This window comes from Vibrio sp. YT-18 (genome assembly GCF_033337345.1).
GTDB lineage: Bacteria > Pseudomonadota > Gammaproteobacteria > Enterobacterales > Vibrionaceae > Vibrio > Vibrio alginolyticus.
In genome coordinates this window covers 495,048-515,419 of the sequence record NZ_JAWOQO010000002.1, presented here as the reverse complement: position 1 = coordinate 515,419, position 20,372 = coordinate 495,048, and the positions used below count along the sequence as shown (strand labels likewise).

Below are 20,372 nucleotides of genomic sequence, written 5' to 3'. Positions count from 1 at the left end.
ATAATGCCGGCGATAAGATATGAAATGTATTCAACTATATCGGTCATGTTCATACTTTTTCTCCTGCGCTCTAACGCTTTCTATACGGCGATTTGCCGTTTTTCTGGCAGGCTACCGCCTTCTTTCTTATCAAAAGCGCTATCAATCGTAGCACTTATATGCATGAAACAAATAGAAAAACAGTATGAATATGTGTGGTGGCGCGCGCAATTAGGCGGCGCACAGCACGCTAATTTCAAAAATGGTGATACATTAACGGAGCTGTATAAATAAACAGGTTAATTTATCATGAAAAGTCAGTTTTTACTTAGTGTAAAAGAGCACATGCTTACTCGTCATTATGCGAATAAAACTATCGAAAGTTATCTATTTTGGATAAAACGTTTTATCACTTTTCACCAGCTCGCCCACCCATCAACACTAGCAGAAGATGATGTCATTCAATTTCTGAGTTACTTAGCGGTAGAAGAAAAAGTTGCGGTAAAAACGCAAGCTTTGGCGCTGAACTCAATATCATTTTTATATCGTGATTATTTTAAAACCCCACTATCACTTGATATGAGATTTCAGAAATCCTTGACCGAAAAGAAACTTCCCGTTGTGTTAACCAGGGAGGAGATCCGAAGATTCGTTCAGCATATCGACCCGAGGTATAGACTCCATATTCAGCTACTTTACGGCTCCGGGCTTCGAGTTATGGAATGTTTACGCTTAAGAGTTCAAGACATCGATTATGATTATGGTGCAGTTCGCGTTTGGCAAGGAAAAGGAGGTAAAAATCGTACAGTCACATTAGCCAAAGAACTACATGAACCACTCAAAGCTCAAGTTAATTTAGCAAGAAACTACTACTTTAAAGATAGGCACATGCCTGGTTATGCGGGCGTATATATCTCTGAAGGTTTACGACGTAAATACCCAAAAGCGGAGCTAGATTTTAACTGGCACTTTTTGTTTCCATCAACAAAGTTAAGCGCAGATCGAGACACTGGTGAACTCCGGAGGCATCATATCAATGAAAGCGCAATACAAAGAGCGGTAAAGCGCGCGGCAAGCGACGCAAGCATTGAGAAAACTGTAACTTGCCACACACTAAGACACAGTTTTGCCACGCATTTATTGGAATCTGGCGCAGACATTAGAACTGTTCAGGAACAATTAGGGCATACTGATGTAAAAACCACGCAAATCTATACTCACGTTATCGAGCGCGGGGCTGGTGGTGTGTTGAGTCCATTATCCAGCCTTTAGAAAAACAAAGCCACCTCGAAAGGTGGCTTTGTTTTATAACTCTTTATTGACGAACACCGAGTTTCACATTGCCTTTTGAATCAAACCAAAGTGCTTGCGAACGGCGACGTCCTATTAGTATCGGACCATCGTCATAAAAGAGAAAGTTCTTCCAGTGCTTTTTAAAAATAGACCATTTCGTTTCGATGACATTGTACTTCTCGTAGCAAAAGTAAACGGTTACATCGTCTTGCCAATCGATATGTGCCTCAGCTTCCGCTGGCATGTCAGGATCATCCGACTCCCACGCAGCCATCCAATCCACAATTTCAGACCAATTCGCCTCATTCATTGGCCAGTCTTGGGAACTAAGTCTATCCATATCAGGGCTTTGAGCACTGATATTTTCTTTCCAAAATTGTGCTGAGCGGGCTTGGCTCATCGGCTTAATAAAAGCCAAATCTTCTTCTGGCACAGGCATCGACTGATGCGTAAAAATCCATTTTCTTTGGTATTCGTCCAAAGGCAAATAAGACATTCAGTCTCCTTTATTACGATTTCAGCCAACCTTTCTCTGTGGCTTCTTCAATCAACTCTTTCGCTTTGTCCCATAAGGTAACAGAGCCAAATTCAATTCGTTTATTAATGGTAAGTGCTTGTTCGCGTGAGACACCATGTTCCTTCCAACTCTGACCATTATTATGGTAGTTCAAGAGCATTGGAATTAACCGATCGAGTGCTTTTGCATACTTAGCATCATCGGTCTGCGCGGCTTCAAATTCATGCCAAAGCGCCAATAGCTCTTGCTCCTGATCGCTGGGTAACATACCAAACAAGCGCTCTGCGGCTCTAATTTCTTTTTCTGCTTGCTCTTGAGACGCAGCAGTATCATAAACAAAGGTATCGCCCGCGTCGATCTCTACTACGTCATGTATCAATAACATTTTCATCACTCGGCAAATATCAACAGGTGCATTCGCATGCTCTTCCATCAATATTGCCATCAGTGCGACATGCCAACTATGCTCACCACTATTTTCGAGGCGCCCTTCAGCACTTTTAACTCGAGTTCGGCGCAAAATGCTTTTGAGTTTATCGAGCTCGATTACAAGTGCTAACTGCTTTTCCAATCGTTCCATACTATCGCCCTTCTGGCTGCCAATTCGGATTAATAAGCGACGTTAGAACGTGGTCTTGCCACTCACCATTAATCAAAAGGTAATCTTTTGCATACCCTTCTCGGTTGAAACCTACATGCTCTAGAACAGCTTCACTGCGTTTATTGTGAGGCATGTAGCCAGCTTGAATACGATGCAGTTTCTGAACGTTAAACATGTAGTCGCAAGCCATGGTTAATCCACGACGCATATAACCATGCCCTTGCGCTTTTTCAGCGAGAGAATATCCGACGTTACAAGAATAAAAAGGAAAACGACTCAAACTACTAAAGGATATCGTACCTAGCATTTCACCCGAAGAGGCTCTGACTAAAAGGCAATAATACCCCAATCCCATTCGATGCAGCTCATTGAGCTTGATAAGCTTTTGCAACCAACCGTTCACTGAGAAAAAAGCCTCTTCACGTTTCGGTTCAAACGGTTTCAGGTATTCTCGGTTGGCTTGAAAATATTCGGCAATCATATCTGCGTCACCGATTTCAGCGGTACGAAGAAGCAAGTCACCGTCCAACTTATGAACGGCGATAGATGAGCTGTTATCTTCCATTACAAATGATTAATTCCGTCTTTTCGTTCAATTCGATTAATTCTTACGGATACCGTAATCACGCAGTTTATTAGCGATTGAGGTATGCGATACATTTAAGCGCTTAGCAAGCTTGCGGCTTGATGGGAATGACTGATACAAACGTTCCAGAACTTGAGATTCATAATCACGCATGATCTCATCCAATGAACCGTCGATGTTAAGCGTTGCACTACCAGCGCCGACTGACTGAGGCTGAGGTAAATTAAAGTGATCCGCGTTTAGTATACCACCATCCATTTCCGTGAGCGCTCGAAGAACCATGTTATCCAGCTGGCGCATGTTTCCTGGCCACTGATAATTTGCAAGGGCATCAACTAGACCATCATCAAACTCTGGCTTATCAATCCCAAGCTGTTGAGCATGTTTCGCCACAAACAACTCAAGCAATGGTGCAACGTCGTTTGAGCGCTTACGTAACGGAGGAATGCTGAGCGTAAGTACGTTGAGACGATAATACAAATCTTCACGGAACATTCCTGCTTCAGAAAGCTCGGCAAGGTTATGTTTTGTTGAAGCGATGATACGAACATCGACATGCATCTCATCTTCTGCACCGACACGACGGAAATTACCATCCTGTAGAAAACGTAACAGCTTGATTTGAAGGTGCGAACTCATTTCACCGATTTCATCAAGAAATACCGTCCCGCCATTTGCTTGCTCAAAGATGCCTTTGTGGCCTTGTTCATGATTAAATGAACCCGGCGCATGACCAAAAAGTTCGGTTTCTGCTACATCGTCAGGCATCGAAGCACAACTCAAAACTAGGAATGGCTTGCTCGCGCGGCTAGAACGGCTGTGGCAAGCTTTAGCAAGCATTTCTTTACCAGTCCCCGTTTCGCCCTCAATCAACAATGGTTGGTCAAGCACAGACAGCTTCTTAGCTTGGTTCATTAGTGCTTTATGACGGTTCGATATACCAACAAAGTGCTCAAAACCCAGAGGATTATGCAGCGGTAGTGCCTCTTCAATTCTGGCAACTTGCTGACTAGAGCGAATCGTCATTAGAGTACTCGCTAGAGTCGAGTTTTGCGCTTCGTCTCGGATATAAACGGGCATCAACTCTAGAACATAGTCCAAGCCATCAATCACAAGGTTTTCCCGCGTTCGACCATTAACACCTTCAGACCAACGAGAGAAACGAACACTTGGTAACAAAGCACCGATTTGAGTACCAATCACTTCTTGCTTGTGAAGGCCAAGCAATGAAAGTGCAGACATGTTTGCCATGTCTACGGCACCTTTAAGATCAATGGCAAAAACCGGATCGGGCAAGTTATCAACTAACGAGAGCAGCTCCGTATTGTGGCGCTCCATCGGCATAAACTGGATTTTACGTACGTCTTTCACCCCCGGAATGCGGCGGATTTCAGCCATCAGCTCACTAAACGTATCAAAATCAATATCCGGGCAATTCAAATAGATAATACCGCTAATATCGATTTCGATACCACGCAAGTCGATGCTTTTAGACGCTAAAATATCGAGCAGTTCTCGGGTCAAGCCGAGTCGATCTTCACATAAGACTTCAAGACGCACTTAAAATATCCCAATTCACAACTGTCAGGAAAAGTTGACAGTAGTTTCTATCATGCTTGGAATGGCGTCAAGCAATCCTATCCATCAAAGTTGATATTCGTTACGGTTTCATCGTAATTGATGCAACTTTCGCCGCCACTGCCTTGCGTATGGTGCCCAACTTAACCTGACGGTCAGGATACCAGGGTAGTGGACGCAATAAGGTCATCGCTTTCAAGCCCAAACGTGCCGTTAGAATACCAACACCTAGTCCCTGCCCCGCACGAGCAGAAACTTTGCCAGCAAGATCCATCGACATCAAATCCATACTGGCATCAATAGCGAGCTCACTGGCACCAGCCGCCGCCATATTGACAAATACCGCTCTTAGTAACTTGACGCGAGATGCATAACCTAGCTCTACCCCATATACCTTGGAGAGGTTGTCGATCATTTTGAAATTTCGCCAAGCCACCAGCAACATATCAGCGGCAGCCAGAGGGCTCACGGCGACTAGGGCCGCACACTCGGTTGCGTGCTGTGATACGATTTTCGTTGCCAACTTGTCTTGTTGGCTCACCACCATCGAGTCATACATATCAAGAATTTCAGCGTCACTATGAGCAGGGTTAATACTGTTCTGCCAACGATCAAAGCCCGGATTCTCTGCCATCACACCACTTTGTTCTGCTACGGTTTCGCAAAAGTCTTTCCCTTTCCCAACGCTCTCACTATTAACAAGTGCTTCTGCTTCTTCTTGAACACTAAAATGATTTCGTAGTTTTCGCAGTTTCCAAAGCTCTTTACCCATAGCTCCTAAACCAAGCGAAGCGATCGCAGCAATAAACCCCGTCCAGCTTAAGGCCAGCCAATCAGAAGCCTGAATTGCGGTTATAACCGAGTCCACCGCTTGCCAGCCAACCAAACCAGCAAAAGTTGCAAATGCGCCAGTCGCGAGCCATTTTCTGCCCGATTTTGGACGAATGACATGCTCGAGTTGCAATTCCTGTTCGGTCTCTTGGTGCGCTTCTTTAACTTCAACAGGTACAAATGTTTCTTTTTCGCCGAATGTTTGCTGCGCCGTCAACTCCGGTTGATTCGATTGCTGATCTTTTTCCATTACTTTTTCAGAGAAAACTTGTTTTTGCTTCAACTCACTCATTTCAATTTATCTCCAATCAGGTAATCCAGTGCTTTGTCTAAGCGTATGTGCTTCACTGGCTCATCATTCAGTGAGGGCATCGGACGAAACGACGTAAAATCAAACCCGTTGTTTTGCCAATAAGCTGCATTTGGTAGCTTTTTCGGCACCTCTCCGGGAAACATAGTCATCGGCTCACCACCCAATGTTGTTCCTTGTAACGCCGGGATGGTCTTATCTCCAGAGGAAATAAACCCCGTCGTGGTTGCTTGGATGGAAGCGATACTCATGCAGCTCATCTCAATATTCTCGTAGGCTGCCGTTTGCCATGCTGGATGCACCATTTGTTGGAGCAGAGACACCAAATTTGGGTGCTGATCGGGCGTGATATGATCCGCTTTTGTAGCAGCAAACAACACTTTGTCGATTTTTGGTGAGAACAAACGACGCAAAAAGCTACTACGACCATAGCGGAAGCTATGCATGATCTGTTCTAGCGCTTGGCGCATGTCGTAAAACGCTTCATCACCGGCATTGAGAGGCTGCAAACAATCCACCAGTACAATCTGGCGATCGAAGGTCGCAAAATGATGCTTATAAAACGCTTTCACTACTTTCTGTTGGTATTCCTGAAAACGGGCTTCTAGCATCGCTAAGTTACTGCCCTTGGACGCTTTGCTTTCCGAATCAACGCGACACGGGAAAAACTGTAGTACCGGCGCACCTGCTAGTTCACCAGGTAATACAAAGCGGCCAGGCTGAACCCAATGAAGGCCAACGTCTTTACAAGCATGAAGGTACTCGGTGTATGTGTGTGCAACTTTCTCAAGTAGTTTCTCATTCACTTCTGCAAAGAGATCCACTTTCTCCAGTTCAGAAAGCCAAGCTTTGGCTAAATCGCCACGCTGGCCTTTAAGTGCATCAAACTGAGTTTGCGACCACGTTGCAAAGTCCATGTCCAATAAAGGCAGGTCGAGCAACCACTCTCCTGGATAGTCGATAATATCAACATTTAAAATTGCGGTTTTACTCAACAGCTTTTTCGTAGTTTTATTTGGTTTGTACTTGAGCGCTAAGCGAATCTCACTCACATCACGTGTCGGTACTGGCCACTGAGGTGGAGTGGCATGAATTTGGCTCATCGCCTCATCGTAAGCAAAGCGTGGCACCATCATATTCGATTGAGGCTCACGCTTCGCCCCAATAAGGCGCTTATCTCTAGCCGCAGTCAAAAGAGGCAAATTGTCATGGGTTGCAGTATGAAGAAGCTGATTCACTAATGACGTGATGAATGCCGTCTTACCGGCACGAGAAAGTCCGGTGACAGCAATTCGAACATTAGAGTCCATACCTCTGTTGATAAAGTCATTAACTTCTTTCTTTATTCTCTTCATTACGCTTCTTTATCTTACTCCACTTTAAAACAACGTTGTCAGCGACTTCGAATTTCGATCTATGAATACTGTTCTATCCCGAATTCTATGAGTTTAACTTTATATACCTTAATAAAAGATGAACAAAACATCCGGCTTGATGCTGTATTAAAAAAAGAAAAGCCCCTGAGTGGTTCAGAGGCTTACTTAATCTACAGCATTAGTAACTCTATATGCGCTGATTACTATGTTAAACAGGAACCCGCTTTCTTTAAGCCTAGTCGTCTTCGATCAACTTATAGATAACAAATAGAGCGATTTCTAAAATCAACCACAACACACATGTGATGGTCACGTACTTTTCATCAAAGATGCTGATACCGTGAAGAATCAAGTCATAGCCAACAAAGCCACCTATCACTACAGCAAGAATAATTTGTAGAATCTGAATAAAACGAGGCATGCCGTCTCCTAATTATTGTTCGCATAACGTTTGATTGCTATGCCTAAAGGTTTATATCCTTAATTATATAGACAAAAAGTGCAGGTTTCGCTGCACTTTTGTCAATTGTTTGCTAGGTAAATCAGCACCTTGTCACATTCTCTCTACTGAGACGCAGCAAGATTGCCTTTTGCCTTATGCCTCCATCTCTTGAATTTTCACTTTCCAAGTGTCTGGACCAATTTGGTGCGCGTTAACACCATTTGAGTCGACAGCCACTGTTACTGGCATATCTTCAACTTCAAATTCGTAAATCGCTTCCATACCTAAATCTTCAAATGCGACAACGCGAGCTTTCTTGATCGCTTTCGCCACCAAGTACGCAGCGCCACCGACAGCCATTAGGTAAACCGCTTTGTGATTCTTGATAGATTCAACCGTTGCAGGGCCACGCTCAGCTTTACCGATCATGCCCATGATGCCGGTCTTTTCTAGCATCATGTCGGTGAATTTATCCATACGCGTAGATGTTGTTGGGCCAGCAGGACCAACGACTTCATCACCAACTGCATCAACAGGGCCTACGTAGTAAATGAACTTACCGTTGAGATCTACGCCTTCAGGTAGACCTTCACCGTTATCTAGCATGCCTTGAATACGTTTATGCGCAGCATCACGACCAGTCAGAATTTTACCTGATAGAAGAACCGTTTCGCCTGTCTTCCACTCTTGTACTTCTTCTTTAGTAATTGTGTCTAAGTTTACGCGACGCGTATTTTCGCCCGCTTCCCAAGTGATATCTGGCCAATCTTCTAGTTTAGGTGGTGTTAGCTCTGCTGGGCCGCTACCATCAAGCGTGAAGTGTACGTGACGAGTCGCCGCACAGTTCGGGATCAAACAAACAGGCTTAGAAGCCGCGTGCGTTGGCGCAGTTTTGATTTTAACGTCGACAACAGTCGTCAAACCGCCAAGACCTTGCGCACCGATACCAAGTTTGTTCACGCGATTGAAGATATCCAAACGAAGCTCTTCTTCTGCGTTTTGTGGGCCACGGTCAATAAGCTCTTGAATATCGATGTGTTCCATTAGAGATTCTTTTGCCAATACCGCTGCTTTTTCAGCCGTACCGCCGATACCAATGCCAAGCATGCCAGGAGGACACCAGCCCGCCCCCATTGTTGGTAGCGTTTTTTCTACCCACTCAGCAATATCGTCAGATGGGTTTAGCATCACCATCTTAGTTTTGTTTTCGCTACCGCCGCCCTTCGCAGCGATCTGAATTTCAACTTTATCGCCCGGAACCATGTTGATATGTACGACGGCAGGCGTGTTGTCTTTGGTATTAATACGTTTACCAGCAGGGTCCATAAGTACTGACGCACGCAACGGGTTATCAGGGTTCGTGTACGCTTGTCGAACACCTTCATCTACCATCTGCTGAACCGTCATGTCGGTCGAATCCCATTGCACGCCCATACCGATGTTGACGAAACACGTCACAATACCAGTATCCTGACAAATTGGACGGTGACCTTCTGCGGACATTCGGGAGTTAATTAAGATCTGAGCAATCGCGTCTTTAGCGGCTTGGCTCTCTTCGCGGTGATAGGCTTTTTCAAGAGCTTGAACAAAGTCTAGCGGGTGGTAGTAAGAAATATACTGTAGCGCATCAGCGACACTGCTGATCACATCCTGCTTGCGTATTACCGTCATTACATGCCTCGTTATAGTTATGCTTCCATTATTGGCTTGGCTTCAATCGTGTTTGTTGAGCTTATTGCTCTTTTGAGCTTCGTTTTTTATAAACAATTGTCGAACGGCTGATATCGACACACGAAATGCTGAAGTTGCCTACTTGTAAACCATCTCAAAACCCTATGAATAGAGGGAGTTTGGCTATACAGAGGAATATGATACTCTTGCTGCCCATGACATGCCATGCAGTGAACGATCTCTTTGTCACAAATTACACAAATGAACAACATGGACAATCAATTCATTGATTTTAAAGCGCTGGAATACGCACCAGAGTTTACTCTTCACCTTTTTTCTCGCATTCAACACCTACCTTGGGCGATGTTGCTGCGTTCTGCATCAAAAACGCATATCGATAGCCGCTTCGATGTATTGGTTGCCAACCCAATTGCAACGTTAGAAACCACTGCCGACAACACACAAGTTGAAACGCCATCGAATGCCTATTCAACTCAAGATGACCCATTTGCGCTGCTTCATCAGATGCAAGAACAGTGGCTTCCTCACGTAGAGTTAAATAAAGAATTGGATTTGCCTTTTGTCGGCGGTGCGCTAGGTTACTTCAGTTACGATTTAGGTCGCCGCGTAGAAACGATGCCAGAAGTGGCAGAAAAAGATCTCAACACGCCGGATATGGCGGTAGGTCTGTATGAATGGGCCGTCGTTGTTGACCACAAGCTTAAAAAAGCATGCTTAGTCGGTCAGAACATCGAGCAAGCTTGGCAATGGTTAAACGAGCAAAAAGCAGAACAAACCGTTGACTTCGCTTTGTCTGGTGCTTGGCAGTCAAACATGACAAAAGAGAGCTACGCCACTCGCTTTGACAAGGTGCAAGAATACTTGTTGAGCGGTGACTGTTATCAGATCAATTTGGCGCAACGCTTTAACGCACCGTATCAAGGCAGTGAGTGGCAAGCGTATCTAAAATTAGAGTCCGCCAACCAAGCGCCATTTTCCGCTTTTATCCGTATGCCTGAGTCTTCGATTTTGAGTATCTCTCCAGAGCGCTTTTTAGAGCTCAAAGATCGCGTCATTGAAACAAAACCAATCAAAGGTACTCGCCCACGCAGCGAAGATCCAAAGAAAGATAACGCTAATGCCCATGACTTGCAGACAGCGGAAAAAGATCAGGCAGAAAACCTGATGATTGTCGATTTGCTGCGTAATGATATTGGTCGGGTTGCATCACCGGGTAGCGTTCACGTGCCAAAGTTGTTCGATATTGAAAGCTTCCCTGCCGTGCATCATTTGGTGAGCACCATTCGTGCAAATTTGGATGAACAATACGCTCCTGCGGATTTGCTGCGAGCGTGTTTTCCAGGCGGTTCAATTACGGGAGCACCTAAAGTTCGCGCAATGCAGATTATTGAAGAACTGGAGCCGCATCGACGCAGCGCGTATTGCGGCAGTATTGGCTACATTTCACGCCATGGTCGTATGGACACCAGCATTACTATCCGAACTCTTGTAGCGGAAAAAAACAAACTTTACGCTTGGGCTGGCGGCGGCGTCGTGGCAGATAGCGATTGCGCCTCTGAGTATCAAGAAACGTTGGATAAGCTTTCAAAGATTTTGCCAGCGCTGCAATCGTAGGTTTCAACAGCACACAACGCCGCTTTAATGCTATTGACGAAAACAATCTAAAACGCCTCCAGAACGGATAATGCCGCTCATTTAACAGCGAGTGGCATATTTCTGTATCTCATCACCCTGCACAGCGACGAAAGAGCGTGATACAGGTTCTTCTATTCAAGCACTTTGTGGTCAAATTTGTTTCATTATCCGCTCGGCGTGCTGCTACTAGATTCTTAGTCTCGCCAAGGCTCGCTAGAATGACCCAAAAAACATCGTTAAATGATCGGCATTATCCAGTGTGGTGCGTTTTTTTGTGTGTTTTATTTGCATGTACTTTAGCTTTTAGCCGCTGGCCAACAAAAATTCTTTTTTAAAAGGCAGCGTCTACTGCTCAAGCCACTTACACATAATCTGTTCAATATCGGTTGCGGTGTACGGCTTAGTGAGTATGTCGTCCATGCCTGAATCAATGCACTTTTGACGCTCTTCGATGGTAGTGCCAGCGGTTAATGCAATAATAGGATGAGTAAAGCCACGCTCTCTCAGATACATCGTCGCCTCATAACCATCCATTTCAGGCATTCGGCAGTCCATGAATATCAGTTCGTAGTCTTTACTTTTCACCGCTTCTAATGCTTCTTTTCCGTTGGCTTTTAAATCAGGTGTGATGTCGAGTTTTTTCAGCATTTGAGTAACAATGACTTGATTCATTCTGATGTCATCAACCACTAATATTGAGCGTCCTGCTAAATCGCTTCGCTCTATGGTGACCAATTCCCCCTCTGCTGTGCCTTGTGCTTGCCCTTCCTCAAGAGGAATAGCAACTTTAAAAGTTGTCCCTTTGCGCTCTTCACTCTCAAAGCTAATTTGACCTTGCATCAAATCCACGAGGTTTTTACAAATCGCGAGACCTAAACCTGAGCCTTCAAAGCTGCGTTTCGCCGAGCGATCAACTTGGACAAATGGATCAAAGAGTGACGGCTGTGCTTTTATTGGGATGCCAATACCAGTGTCTTCAACCTCAAAATAAGCCGTGCCGTTAAGCCATTCCACCCGTAACACGACACCACCCAAGTGAGTAAACTTAATCGCGTTTCCCACCAAGTTAACCAAAATTTGTGTAATGCGCTCTAAGTCACCGACTAAAAACTCAGGGATCCCCAGCTTTTTGTCGATAGAGAAATGGATGCGTTTTTCCGCAGCCTTAGCGGCAAATACACCCATGATGGCTTTTTCAAGCTCCTCCCAGGCAAAAACTTTATGTATGATTTCCATCATACCGGCATTCATCTTACTGAAATCAAGAAGATCATTAATGATCACTCTCAATAAGTCCCCTGATTGAGTCAGATTGCTCAAGTATTGACGCTGCTCTTCTTCTAATTGGGTTCGACTCAATAACTCCGCACTACCCAATACGCCATTGAGAGGAGTTCGCAGCTCATGGTTAATCATGGCGACAAACTCCTTCGTCGCTTTTTCTGATTCCTCAGCCCGCTTTCTCAGCTCGACCTCTCGCTCTAAACTTAAGTGTCGACCAATAACACCATGAACTAAGTCAGACACGAGCTCCATCTGTTTGGAAATAAAAGACTGATCGATTTGATCTTGCAACACAGAGAAAATCAACTCCCCAACCGTTTCCCCATCAATGATAACTGGCAAATGCAAATTCTCTCCCTGCCAATTAGGAGTGGTGAAAATCTCGTTGTTATGACGAAGCTGTATGTGACCAAAGTGATGACGACGCAATGAGCTCAGCTTTGTAGCGTCAAGAAACAAGTAAGCCGCAGAAATGATCGAGTTAGAAGTAAGCTGCTCAATAAAGCTCGCTATCATTGCTTCATCGAACGTGCTCGATAAAAAAGTACGACCGAACTTAATCAACGTCGCATCAATTTGCTCTTCAAACTCAAACTTACGAAGATCCTTTTTAGATTTCAGCTCTAGCTTTTTCAATGCAACACTGAGTTGCTGGTTGGATTCATATAACTCTAAGCTTTTCTGTTCCAACAGCTGCTCAGCTGCTTTTCTTGATGCAACTTCTCGTTTGAGTTTCCTTTCTAATGAGGAACTTCCCGTCATATCGTTCTTATTGAGCCTCTAACCAAAAACGTACTTTGCTACCATCTTCTGACTGATTTTGATGTTTGATATGAACTACCTCACCAAAATGTGCAGCACAACCTTTTATCAACCCTAAGCATACGTGAGACATACATCTTGCGCTGTGGTAGTCAAATACCAATTGGGATTGGTTTTCACTAATGAAATCGAATTGCGGAGGGTTAGCATCAGGATAAAGCTTCTTAACTTCGACATGAATAAAGTCTTCAACATGGCGAACAAATTGAAACGTCGTTTCACACTGTTGCAAACTGGCGTGACTAGGAATGGAGCGAAGTAAATTCAAAAAGACGCACTCTCCAAACACCTCTTGTAGTTGCTCGGGCGGAACACCAGATACTTTACTGAGATTCACGATCAACTTAACTAAGTCTTTGTGATCGTAACTACCAACAGCGGTGTAAACACCTTCATCGTTAGAAAGATCGAGAACTTGGTCTAACACATCAAGACCGAATTTCTCTTCTACTAACTCCATGAACTCGGTGAAAATAATCCCTTTCATTGGCCAATACTTGCCCTATAGTGACGTCCTAAAATAAAGAATGGTGTATAACCTTATAAGTTTCAAATTAATATGTTCAAGCAGAGTGAGACACACAACACAAAGAGGGAAAGTGCTGGCGAGTGTTTTAATGTGAATGCTTTATTTGGCAACCAGTAACGATAACGCCATACGCTTTGCCGTCTTTGAGTATAATAAATAATCGTTAGGCACGATAAATAAGGACTCAGTTTGGTTATCGACAAAACTCATTTACTACAGAACTTTCAATTTCGGCTTCCAACGGGCTACCACAAAGAGTCCCTTGCACGACTGAAATGGATGAAAGAAAAGTCCCTGAGAGATGCGGCAGTCTTAATCGGTTTTGTGGAACGCGATGACGGGTTACAAGTCATTCTGACTAAGCGTGCAGCCCACTTACGCCATCATCCGGGACAAATCAGCTTTCCCGGTGGCAAATATGAGCAGGAAGATATTCAGCTCGTGAATACCGCTTTAAGAGAAACCAAAGAAGAAGTTGGGATAGAAGATGAGCATATTCATGTGTTTGGTCAACTGCCTACACTACCAACGATTAGTCAGTTTAATGTGACACCTTTTTTGGCTTTTGTTTCTCCGGAATATAAAACGCATATTGACCCAAATGAAGTAGAGTCAGTTTTTGAGGTTCCTGCCAACCATATTCTGAACCCCAAAAAATTGTATAGCACCAAATTTGACCTAAAAAGAAGCAGTCATCGTGTATTTGCTATCCCATATAGACAGCATTTCATCTGGGGCATGACGGCACAAATTATCGAATCAATGCAAAAACATATTATTTCACATTAAACAGTTGTTGATATCGGTGCTTTTATAGGCGCGATCATTATGCGCATCAATATTAATAAAACGTTGCTTCATAAACATTCATTCACATTAGATTAATTTTCCATTTTCACCGCAAACGCTTGCGGTGAAATAAATTTATACAAACAGCCCTATTGATAAGTTTTTCTAATTTTACTCATTAGCAGAAATCACGAGTAGCACATCATTTTCGTGATAAAAAGCAGGTTTTTGACATATCATTCAATAAGCGTAAGCAATAAATGATTTAGATCTAATTTTCCTAGTGTAAAATCTTGCAAAATTACTCCCGACTTATTTCCTGTTCCCAAAATGAGTAACTAAAAAATGAATACAACTACTTCTGCGGTTTCTACCGCACAATCGTCTAGTAAGTTTTCTTACAAAGACTTTACCTGGTGTCTGTCCCTTTTTGGTACGGCAGTAGGTGCAGGTGTACTGTTCCTTCCTATTAAAGCAGGTGCAGGTGGCTTTTGGCCATTAGTAATCCTAGCCCTAATCGCAGCACCAATGACTTGGTTCGCACACAAATCTTTAGCTCGTTTCGTTCTTTCTGCGAAAAACCCTGAAGCGGACATCACCGACACAGTAGAAGAGCACTTTGGTAAGACTGGCGCAAACCTTATTACGTTCGCTTACTTCTTCGCTATCTACCCAATCGTACTTATCTACGGTGTTGGTATCACAAACACAGTTGACTCTTTCCTAGTTAACCAAATGGGCATGGAATCTATTCCTCGCTGGCTACTTTCTGGTGCACTTATTGCTGCAATGACAGCAGGCGTAGTATTCGGTAAAGAGCTTATGCTGAAAGCAACTTCAGCAATGGTTTACCCTCTCGTGTTCATCCTACTAGCACTGTCTGTATACCTAATTCCTGGTTGGAACACTTCAATGATGGAAGTGTCACCTGACTGGGGTGCAATGCCAGCTATCGTTTGGCTAGCAATCCCTGTTATTGTGTTCTCTTTCAACCACAGCCCAATCATTTCTCAGTTCTCTAAAGAGCAACGTCGTGTATACGGTGATGACGCAGTTAAGAAAACTGACGCTATCACCGGTGGCGCAGCAATGATGCTGATGGGCTTTGTTATGTTCTTCGTTTTCTCTGTTGTACTTTCTCTGTCTCCAGAGCAACTAGCAACGGCGCAAGAGCAAAACATCTCTGTTCTCTCTTACCTAGCAAACGTGCATGAATCTCCACTGATCTCTTACATGGGTCCATTGGTTGCTTTCGCAGCGATCACCTCTAGCTACTTTGGCCACTTCTTGGGTGCGCACGAAGGTCTAGTTGGTCTAGTGAAATCTCGTTCAAAATCACCAGTAAGTAAGATCGAGAAGATGTCTCTAATCTTCATTGTAATCACAACTTGGATCGTTGCTATCGTTAACCCAAGCATCCTAGGTATGATTGAAACAATGGGTGCACCGATGATTGCGGCAATCCTATTCTTGATGCCAATCTTCGCAATGCAAAAAGTTCCTGCGATGGCTAAGTACAAAACTTCAGCACCTGTGCAAATTTTCACAGCAATCTGTGGTCTTGCTGCAATTAGTTCTGTAATCTACGGCGCTCTTTAATCATCTCTGCCCAGTGCAGTATGATTAATCCAAAAATATAACGATAAAATTAAGCCTCCCAACTCCCCTTGGGAGGCTTTCTTCTGAGGTAATCGATATGATTAGTGTTTTTGATATCTATAAAATCGGTGTTGGACCTTCAAGCTCACACACTGTAGGCCCAATGAAAGCGGGTAAAGAGTTTATTGATGATCTTCGTGCAATGGGAAAACTGCGCGATATCACTAAAATCACCGTTGACGTTTATGGATCACTATCACTGACAGGGAAAGGTCACCACACAGATATTGCTATCATCATGGGTCTTGCAGGCAACACTCCTGAGAAAGTTGATATCGATTCTATCCCGGGCTTTATCGCTCGTGTAGAAGAAACTGAACGCCTTCCTGTTGGCATGCACTGTCACACAGTATCGTTCCCACGTGAAGGTGGAATGAACTTCCACAAAACAAACCTAGAGCTACACGAAAACGGCATGCAGATCCACGCTTGGATTGATGACGAAAAAGCGTACTCAAAAACTTACTACTCTATCGGCGGTGGTTTCATCGTTGATGAAGAAAATTTCGGTAAAGAAGCTGAGAACCCAGTAAAAGTACCTTACCCGTTTACAACGGCAGAGGAACTGGTTAACCAATGCCACGAAAGTGGATTGTCCATCAGCGCACTAACCATGAAGAATGAGCATGCGCTTCATTCAGATGAAGAAACTCGTACTTATTTCGCGAACATCTGGCGCACAATGCGCGAGTGTATGGATCGCGGTATGAATGAAGAAGGTATTTTGCCTGGTCCACTGCGTGTGCCTCGCCGTGCAGCAGCACTTCGCCAGCAGCTACTTACTTCAGAAAAGACAACAAACGACCCAATGTCTGTTGTTGATTGGGTAAACATGTTTGCTTTCGCAGTAAACGAAGAGAACGCAGCAGGTGGCCGCGTTGTTACAGCACCAACTAACGGTGCGTGTGGCATCATCCCTGCGGTACTGGCTTACTACGATAAGTTCATCCAAACTGTGACTGAAAAAGATTACATCCGTTACTTTGCAGCTTCTGGCGCAATCGGAGGTCTTTACAAGCGTAACGCGTCTATCTCTGGTGCAGAGGTTGGCTGTCAGGGTGAAGTTGGCGTGGCATGTTCTATGGCAGCAGCAGGCCTTGCTGAGCTTATGGGTGGTAGCCCTGAGCAAGTATGTATGGCAGCAGAAATCGCGATGGAGCACAACTTAGGTCTAACGTGTGACCCAGTTGCAGGTCAGGTTCAGGTTCCATGTATTGAGCGTAACGGTATTGCGGCAGTAAAAGCAATCAACTCTACTCGCATGGCACTACGTCGCTCTTCAGCTCCAACTGTTTCTCTAGATAAGGTTATCGAAACCATGCTAGAAACAGGTAAAGACATGAACGCGAAATACCGCGAAACATCTCAAGGTGGTCTAGCAATCAAAGTGATTTGCTAACACGCCTTTCTGAATACCAATCAAAACCCGAGTCTGTGCTCGGGTTTTTTTATACCTAAAAAACCCAGGAAAATGCGTTATCAGGACAAGTAAAAAAAACCTAAAACGTTGAATATATCCAAATATTATGGATATCTCAGTAAAAAATCACATCTCTTCCCTAGCTTTATTGATAACGTAGCCAAAAATTAAACTTGGAGCACATCAACACATGATTAGGTTTGAAATTGGAAACCAAATCTGCGTTTGCTTGTCCGAAAACGAAATATCTCTAGAGCTCAATCAGTCACTCCACCACTCCATTCCTGTCAACCCAAATGAGTACGCCATTCTGTCAACTATCGCCACATACGGCAGTTTAAATACGCCGATTAGTCAGCGGTTAATAGAAAGCAAAATCACTCAACAATACAAAATGACACTGCCTGAAAATGGCTTTAAAAACGCGGTGGCCGCTCTAAGAAAGAAATTTCGCAAGCTCACGGAAGAACATTTAACCACTAACAAAAACATTATCGAAAACATTCACCGGACCGGATACTTCATCCCTTTTACTATGCAAAACAACCATCAGAATGGCATCAAACATCAACAGAAGATCAATCAATACACAACCAATAGTCTTCGCAAAGCGCTTCGTATTTGCCTGCGTAATAAAAAGATCTATTCAGAAGCAATGTGGGTTGTGTTGATCACTGCGATCATTTTCTTTGCTATCTGTTACTACGCGATAAACAGCATCGTTAAACATAATTATCTGGATAACGCCTTCGAAATTGCAGAGAGCCTTTCCCGCAGGAGTTGCTTTGCTAATGAAAGCGAACTGAAGTCGCTATTTGATAATGTGAAGTTGGTGGAATCGAGCATGATGCTAGATCGTTTCAATATTCGATGCTTAGTCACTCCAGAAACCGTTGTCCCTGTCAGCAAAAAAGCCTTTGAAGAGTGGAGTAACAATAACAATTACACGACCCAATCATTTGACTTAAATAACGCAACTGTTTTGGTTCGTGTTAAAAACATTAACTTATCCGACAATGTTGAAAATCATATTTCACGTTTTTTTCTTTCCGGTATGAAGCTATCAACGAATACCGGAACGTCGTTAGAGATTGGTAACACCAATGAACGCTTTTTCAATTATCACGTAAAGAATAGTGGCTATAAAGAGGTGTATTACATCTCTGGACCGTTTCAAAGTATCATTCTACTGAGCTTACTTTTTCTCATTATACTGCGTCACCGCTCCCTACAAGCCTTTATGGCTTACTTGTGCGCAATTCGACAATTCAAAATAAAACTGGAACCGATTTATAACACTTCGGCACAAAAGATTGTGCACTACGAAGCCCTCTCCCGGTTTAAGGTAAAAAATACGCAACGGTTTATTGAAACACTGATCCGCAATGGATTGCTGCTAACTCATACCTTACTGGTGATTGATTCCATCTACACCAAACAAAAAGCGTTGCCCATCCCTATCAGCATTAACGTTTGTCCTTCTTTGCTGCGAGGGCGTAACTTTTCAATCCTATATAGAGAGCTATCTAATCGGGATTGCCGTTTGCTGACAATCGAAATCACAGAAAATGCATCGATGTACTATACCTCTGAGATTTATGGCAATGTCGCGAAACTAAAAGCTCTGGATTGTAAAATCAGTATTGATGACTTTGGCACCGGCAATAATAATGTGGCGCTTATCAGCAAGCTGAATCCGGACTACCTCAAAATCGACCGAGAATTTGTTATTGGCCTAAAATCTGATGATAAAAAGATAGAAACCTTGCGTCAGTTAATTGCTATGGGCAATACGTATCGCTGCACGGTCATTGTTGAAGGCGTAGAAACGGCAGACAGTGCTCACTTACTCACAACATTGGGCGCATACATTCACCAAGGTTATTATTACCCTCTTCATTGCTAGCTTTTCTTCACTCGGTTAGTTACTTAAAATAGATCTAATACTCTATAAAAACTCGTGGTGGCATAAAGGTATGCCGCCAATTTGTGATTGAGCGATGATTGCGATTAAACCCACCAAACTGAAAGATTTTTCAAGTTTGATGCAATTGGATGTGCAAGAAGAGCAAAAAGGATTTTTTACACCGTTTGAAATGGCTTACCAAAAACGTAGTAAGTCAGAGGTGTTCTTTACGATTTATTCTGATGACCTATTAGTAGGCTATCTTGTTATCGATAAAGGTTTCTCCCAACATGCGCCGTTTGCTAAACGATACGAACTGGAGCTTAAATACTTGATGATTGATCAACATTTCCAACGTCAAGGGGTTGGGAGTGAGGCATTGCGTAAACTGTTCCTTTATGCGTATACCATTAACCCTAAAAGCACCTCTCTTTGCGCCACTGTTCCACAAAGTCAGCAATACGCTATCAGTTTTTTTGATGCGTGCGGATTCATTAATACAGAGGAAACAACATTGGGTGATAATGAAAAAGAATGGATTCTACGACATCCATTAAGCTAGCAGGCGAAGCATAATCAAAATTGGGGCATTCAGATACAACAAAGGCAAGCTTCTCGCTTGCCTTTGTTTAATGCTCAATAGAAAGTGACTTATTCGCCTTTGTAAATACAACCAGCTGTGCACGTTTCTTTGATTTCTACTTTACTTAGCAGTGGTAAGCTTGGCTTAAGCTGCTGCCAAATCCATTTTGCTAACACTTCGCTAGTCGGGTTCTCTAACCCTTCAATGTCGTTTAGGTAGTAATGGTCTAAGCGATTGTAAATTGGTTTAAATGCAGCTTTGATCTCTGCAAAATCCACTACCCAACCTGTATGTGGATCAACTTCACCTTCTACATAAAGACGAACAAGGAAAGAGTGTCCGTGCAAACGACCACACTTGTGACCTTCTGGTACGTGTGGCAAATGGTGTGCTGCTTCGAACATAAACTCTTTGTATATTTCTGAGAAATGGGATGACAACTTTGTAAACCTCTGTTTTATATAGAATTTTACAGCGTTCAAATGGTGTAAATGAAAAACAATATACACACTTATATACACACTGTATTTTTTCGCACTC

At 43.5% G+C, this 20,372-nt stretch carries 19 protein-coding genes; 8 read left to right on the top strand and 11 right to left on the bottom strand.

Annotated elements, in window-relative coordinates; all coding sequences use genetic code 11:
- Both R7M72_RS04725 and R7M72_RS04720 read left to right on the top strand, forming a co-directional pair.
- Positions 1 to 273 (top strand): hypothetical protein (locus tag R7M72_RS04725; RefSeq protein WP_318056073.1); only part of this gene is annotated, 273 nt, incomplete at its 5' end.
- A 15-nt stretch (positions 274 to 288) separates the two neighbouring features.
- Positions 289 to 1,251, top strand: coding sequence for an integron integrase (locus R7M72_RS04720; RefSeq protein ID WP_017636093.1), 963 nt, complete (start codon positions 289 to 291; stop codon positions 1,249 to 1,251).
- A gap of 43 nt (positions 1,252 to 1,294) precedes the next feature.
- Here the strand turns inward: R7M72_RS04720 and R7M72_RS04715 are convergent, their stop codons facing one another.
- The 8 genes from R7M72_RS04715 to R7M72_RS04680 all read right to left on the bottom strand — a co-directional run bounded on the left by R7M72_RS04715 (position 1,295) and on the right by R7M72_RS04680 (position 9,184).
- Positions 1,295 to 1,768, bottom strand: coding sequence for a DUF2947 domain-containing protein (locus R7M72_RS04715; RefSeq protein WP_005376919.1), 474 nt, complete (start codon positions 1,766 to 1,768; stop codon positions 1,295 to 1,297).
- A gap of 13 nt (positions 1,769 to 1,781) precedes the next feature.
- Positions 1,782 to 2,369 carry an HD domain-containing protein gene (locus tag R7M72_RS04710; protein ID WP_005376917.1) on the bottom strand — a complete coding sequence of 196 codons (588 nt, stop codon included), beginning with the start codon at positions 2,367 to 2,369 and terminating at the stop codon, positions 1,782 to 1,784.
- Position 2,370: 1 nt separating this feature from the next.
- Positions 2,371 to 2,955, bottom strand: coding sequence for a ribosomal protein S5-alanine N-acetyltransferase (gene rimJ / locus R7M72_RS04705; RefSeq protein WP_005376916.1), 585 nt, complete (start codon positions 2,953 to 2,955; stop codon positions 2,371 to 2,373).
- 36 nt (positions 2,956 to 2,991) lie between these two features.
- Positions 2,992 to 4,536 (bottom strand): transcriptional regulator TyrR, encoded by a 1,545-nt coding sequence (gene tyrR, locus R7M72_RS04700; protein WP_005376914.1) that lies wholly within the window; start codon positions 4,534 to 4,536, stop codon positions 2,992 to 2,994.
- Between the two features lie 100 nt (positions 4,537 to 4,636).
- Positions 4,637 to 5,677: a YcjF family protein gene (locus R7M72_RS04695; RefSeq protein WP_005376912.1), complete on the bottom strand. Its 1,041-nt coding sequence runs from the start codon at positions 5,675 to 5,677 to the stop codon at positions 4,637 to 4,639.
- Positions 5,674 to 7,050: a YcjX family protein gene (locus R7M72_RS04690; protein WP_315956415.1), complete on the bottom strand. Its 1,377-nt coding sequence runs from the start codon at positions 7,048 to 7,050 to the stop codon at positions 5,674 to 5,676. Before R7M72_RS04690 ends, R7M72_RS04695 begins: the two co-directional genes overlap by 4 nt.
- A 256-nt stretch (positions 7,051 to 7,306) precedes the next feature.
- On the bottom strand, positions 7,307 to 7,492 hold the full coding sequence (locus R7M72_RS04685) for a hypothetical protein (RefSeq protein WP_005376906.1): 186 nt from the start codon (positions 7,490 to 7,492) through the stop codon (positions 7,307 to 7,309).
- Between the two features lie 174 nt (positions 7,493 to 7,666).
- Positions 7,667 to 9,184 (bottom strand): fumarate hydratase, encoded by a 1,518-nt coding sequence (locus R7M72_RS04680; RefSeq protein ID WP_005376905.1) that lies wholly within the window; start codon positions 9,182 to 9,184, stop codon positions 7,667 to 7,669.
- Positions 9,185 to 9,454: 270 nt separating this feature from the next.
- On the opposite strand from R7M72_RS04680, the gene pabB reads away from it, so the two are divergent.
- A complete protein-coding gene (gene pabB, locus R7M72_RS04675; protein ID WP_054729084.1) occupies positions 9,455 to 10,819 on the top strand; it encodes an aminodeoxychorismate synthase component I in 1,365 nt (454 codons plus the stop codon).
- 366 nt (positions 10,820 to 11,185) lie between these two features.
- On the opposite strand, the gene R7M72_RS04670 is transcribed toward pabB, so the two are convergent.
- The gene (locus R7M72_RS04670) at positions 11,186 to 12,886 is read right to left on the bottom strand and encodes an ATP-binding protein (RefSeq protein ID WP_017820446.1); all 1,701 of its coding nucleotides are present in this window, start codon (positions 12,884 to 12,886) and stop codon (positions 11,186 to 11,188) included.
- A gap of 7 nt (positions 12,887 to 12,893) precedes the next feature.
- On the bottom strand, positions 12,894 to 13,433 hold the full coding sequence (locus R7M72_RS04665; RefSeq protein ID WP_005388282.1) for a heme NO-binding domain-containing protein: 540 nt from the start codon (positions 13,431 to 13,433) through the stop codon (positions 12,894 to 12,896).
- Positions 13,434 to 13,664: 231 nt separating this feature from the next.
- On the opposite strand from R7M72_RS04665, the gene R7M72_RS04660 reads away from it, so the two are divergent.
- The 5 genes from R7M72_RS04660 (at position 13,665) to R7M72_RS04640 (ending at position 19,811) form a co-directional block, all read left to right on the top strand.
- On the top strand, positions 13,665 to 14,264 hold the full coding sequence (locus R7M72_RS04660) for a CoA pyrophosphatase (RefSeq protein ID WP_005376901.1): 600 nt from the start codon (positions 13,665 to 13,667) through the stop codon (positions 14,262 to 14,264).
- Positions 14,265 to 14,609: 345 nt separating this feature from the next.
- On the top strand, positions 14,610 to 15,863 hold the full coding sequence (locus R7M72_RS04655) for an aromatic amino acid transport family protein (protein ID WP_005388284.1): 1,254 nt from the start codon (positions 14,610 to 14,612) through the stop codon (positions 15,861 to 15,863).
- 97 nt (positions 15,864 to 15,960) lie between these two features.
- Positions 15,961 to 17,322 (top strand): L-serine ammonia-lyase, encoded by a 1,362-nt coding sequence (locus R7M72_RS04650; protein ID WP_005376899.1) that lies wholly within the window; start codon positions 15,961 to 15,963, stop codon positions 17,320 to 17,322.
- Positions 17,323 to 17,533: 211 nt separating this feature from the next.
- On the top strand, positions 17,534 to 19,249 hold the full coding sequence (locus R7M72_RS04645; RefSeq protein ID WP_318056072.1) for an EAL domain-containing protein: 1,716 nt from the start codon (positions 17,534 to 17,536) through the stop codon (positions 19,247 to 19,249).
- Positions 19,250 to 19,343: 94 nt separating this feature from the next.
- Positions 19,344 to 19,811: a GNAT family N-acetyltransferase gene (locus R7M72_RS04640; protein ID WP_262638610.1), complete on the top strand. Its 468-nt coding sequence runs from the start codon at positions 19,344 to 19,346 to the stop codon at positions 19,809 to 19,811.
- An 89-nt stretch (positions 19,812 to 19,900) separates the two neighbouring features.
- Here the strand turns inward: R7M72_RS04640 and queD are convergent, their stop codons facing one another.
- Positions 19,901 to 20,272, bottom strand: coding sequence for a 6-carboxytetrahydropterin synthase QueD (queD, locus tag R7M72_RS04635; protein ID WP_170891543.1), 372 nt, complete (start codon positions 20,270 to 20,272; stop codon positions 19,901 to 19,903).
- Between the last annotated feature and the right edge of the window lie 100 nt (positions 20,273 to 20,372).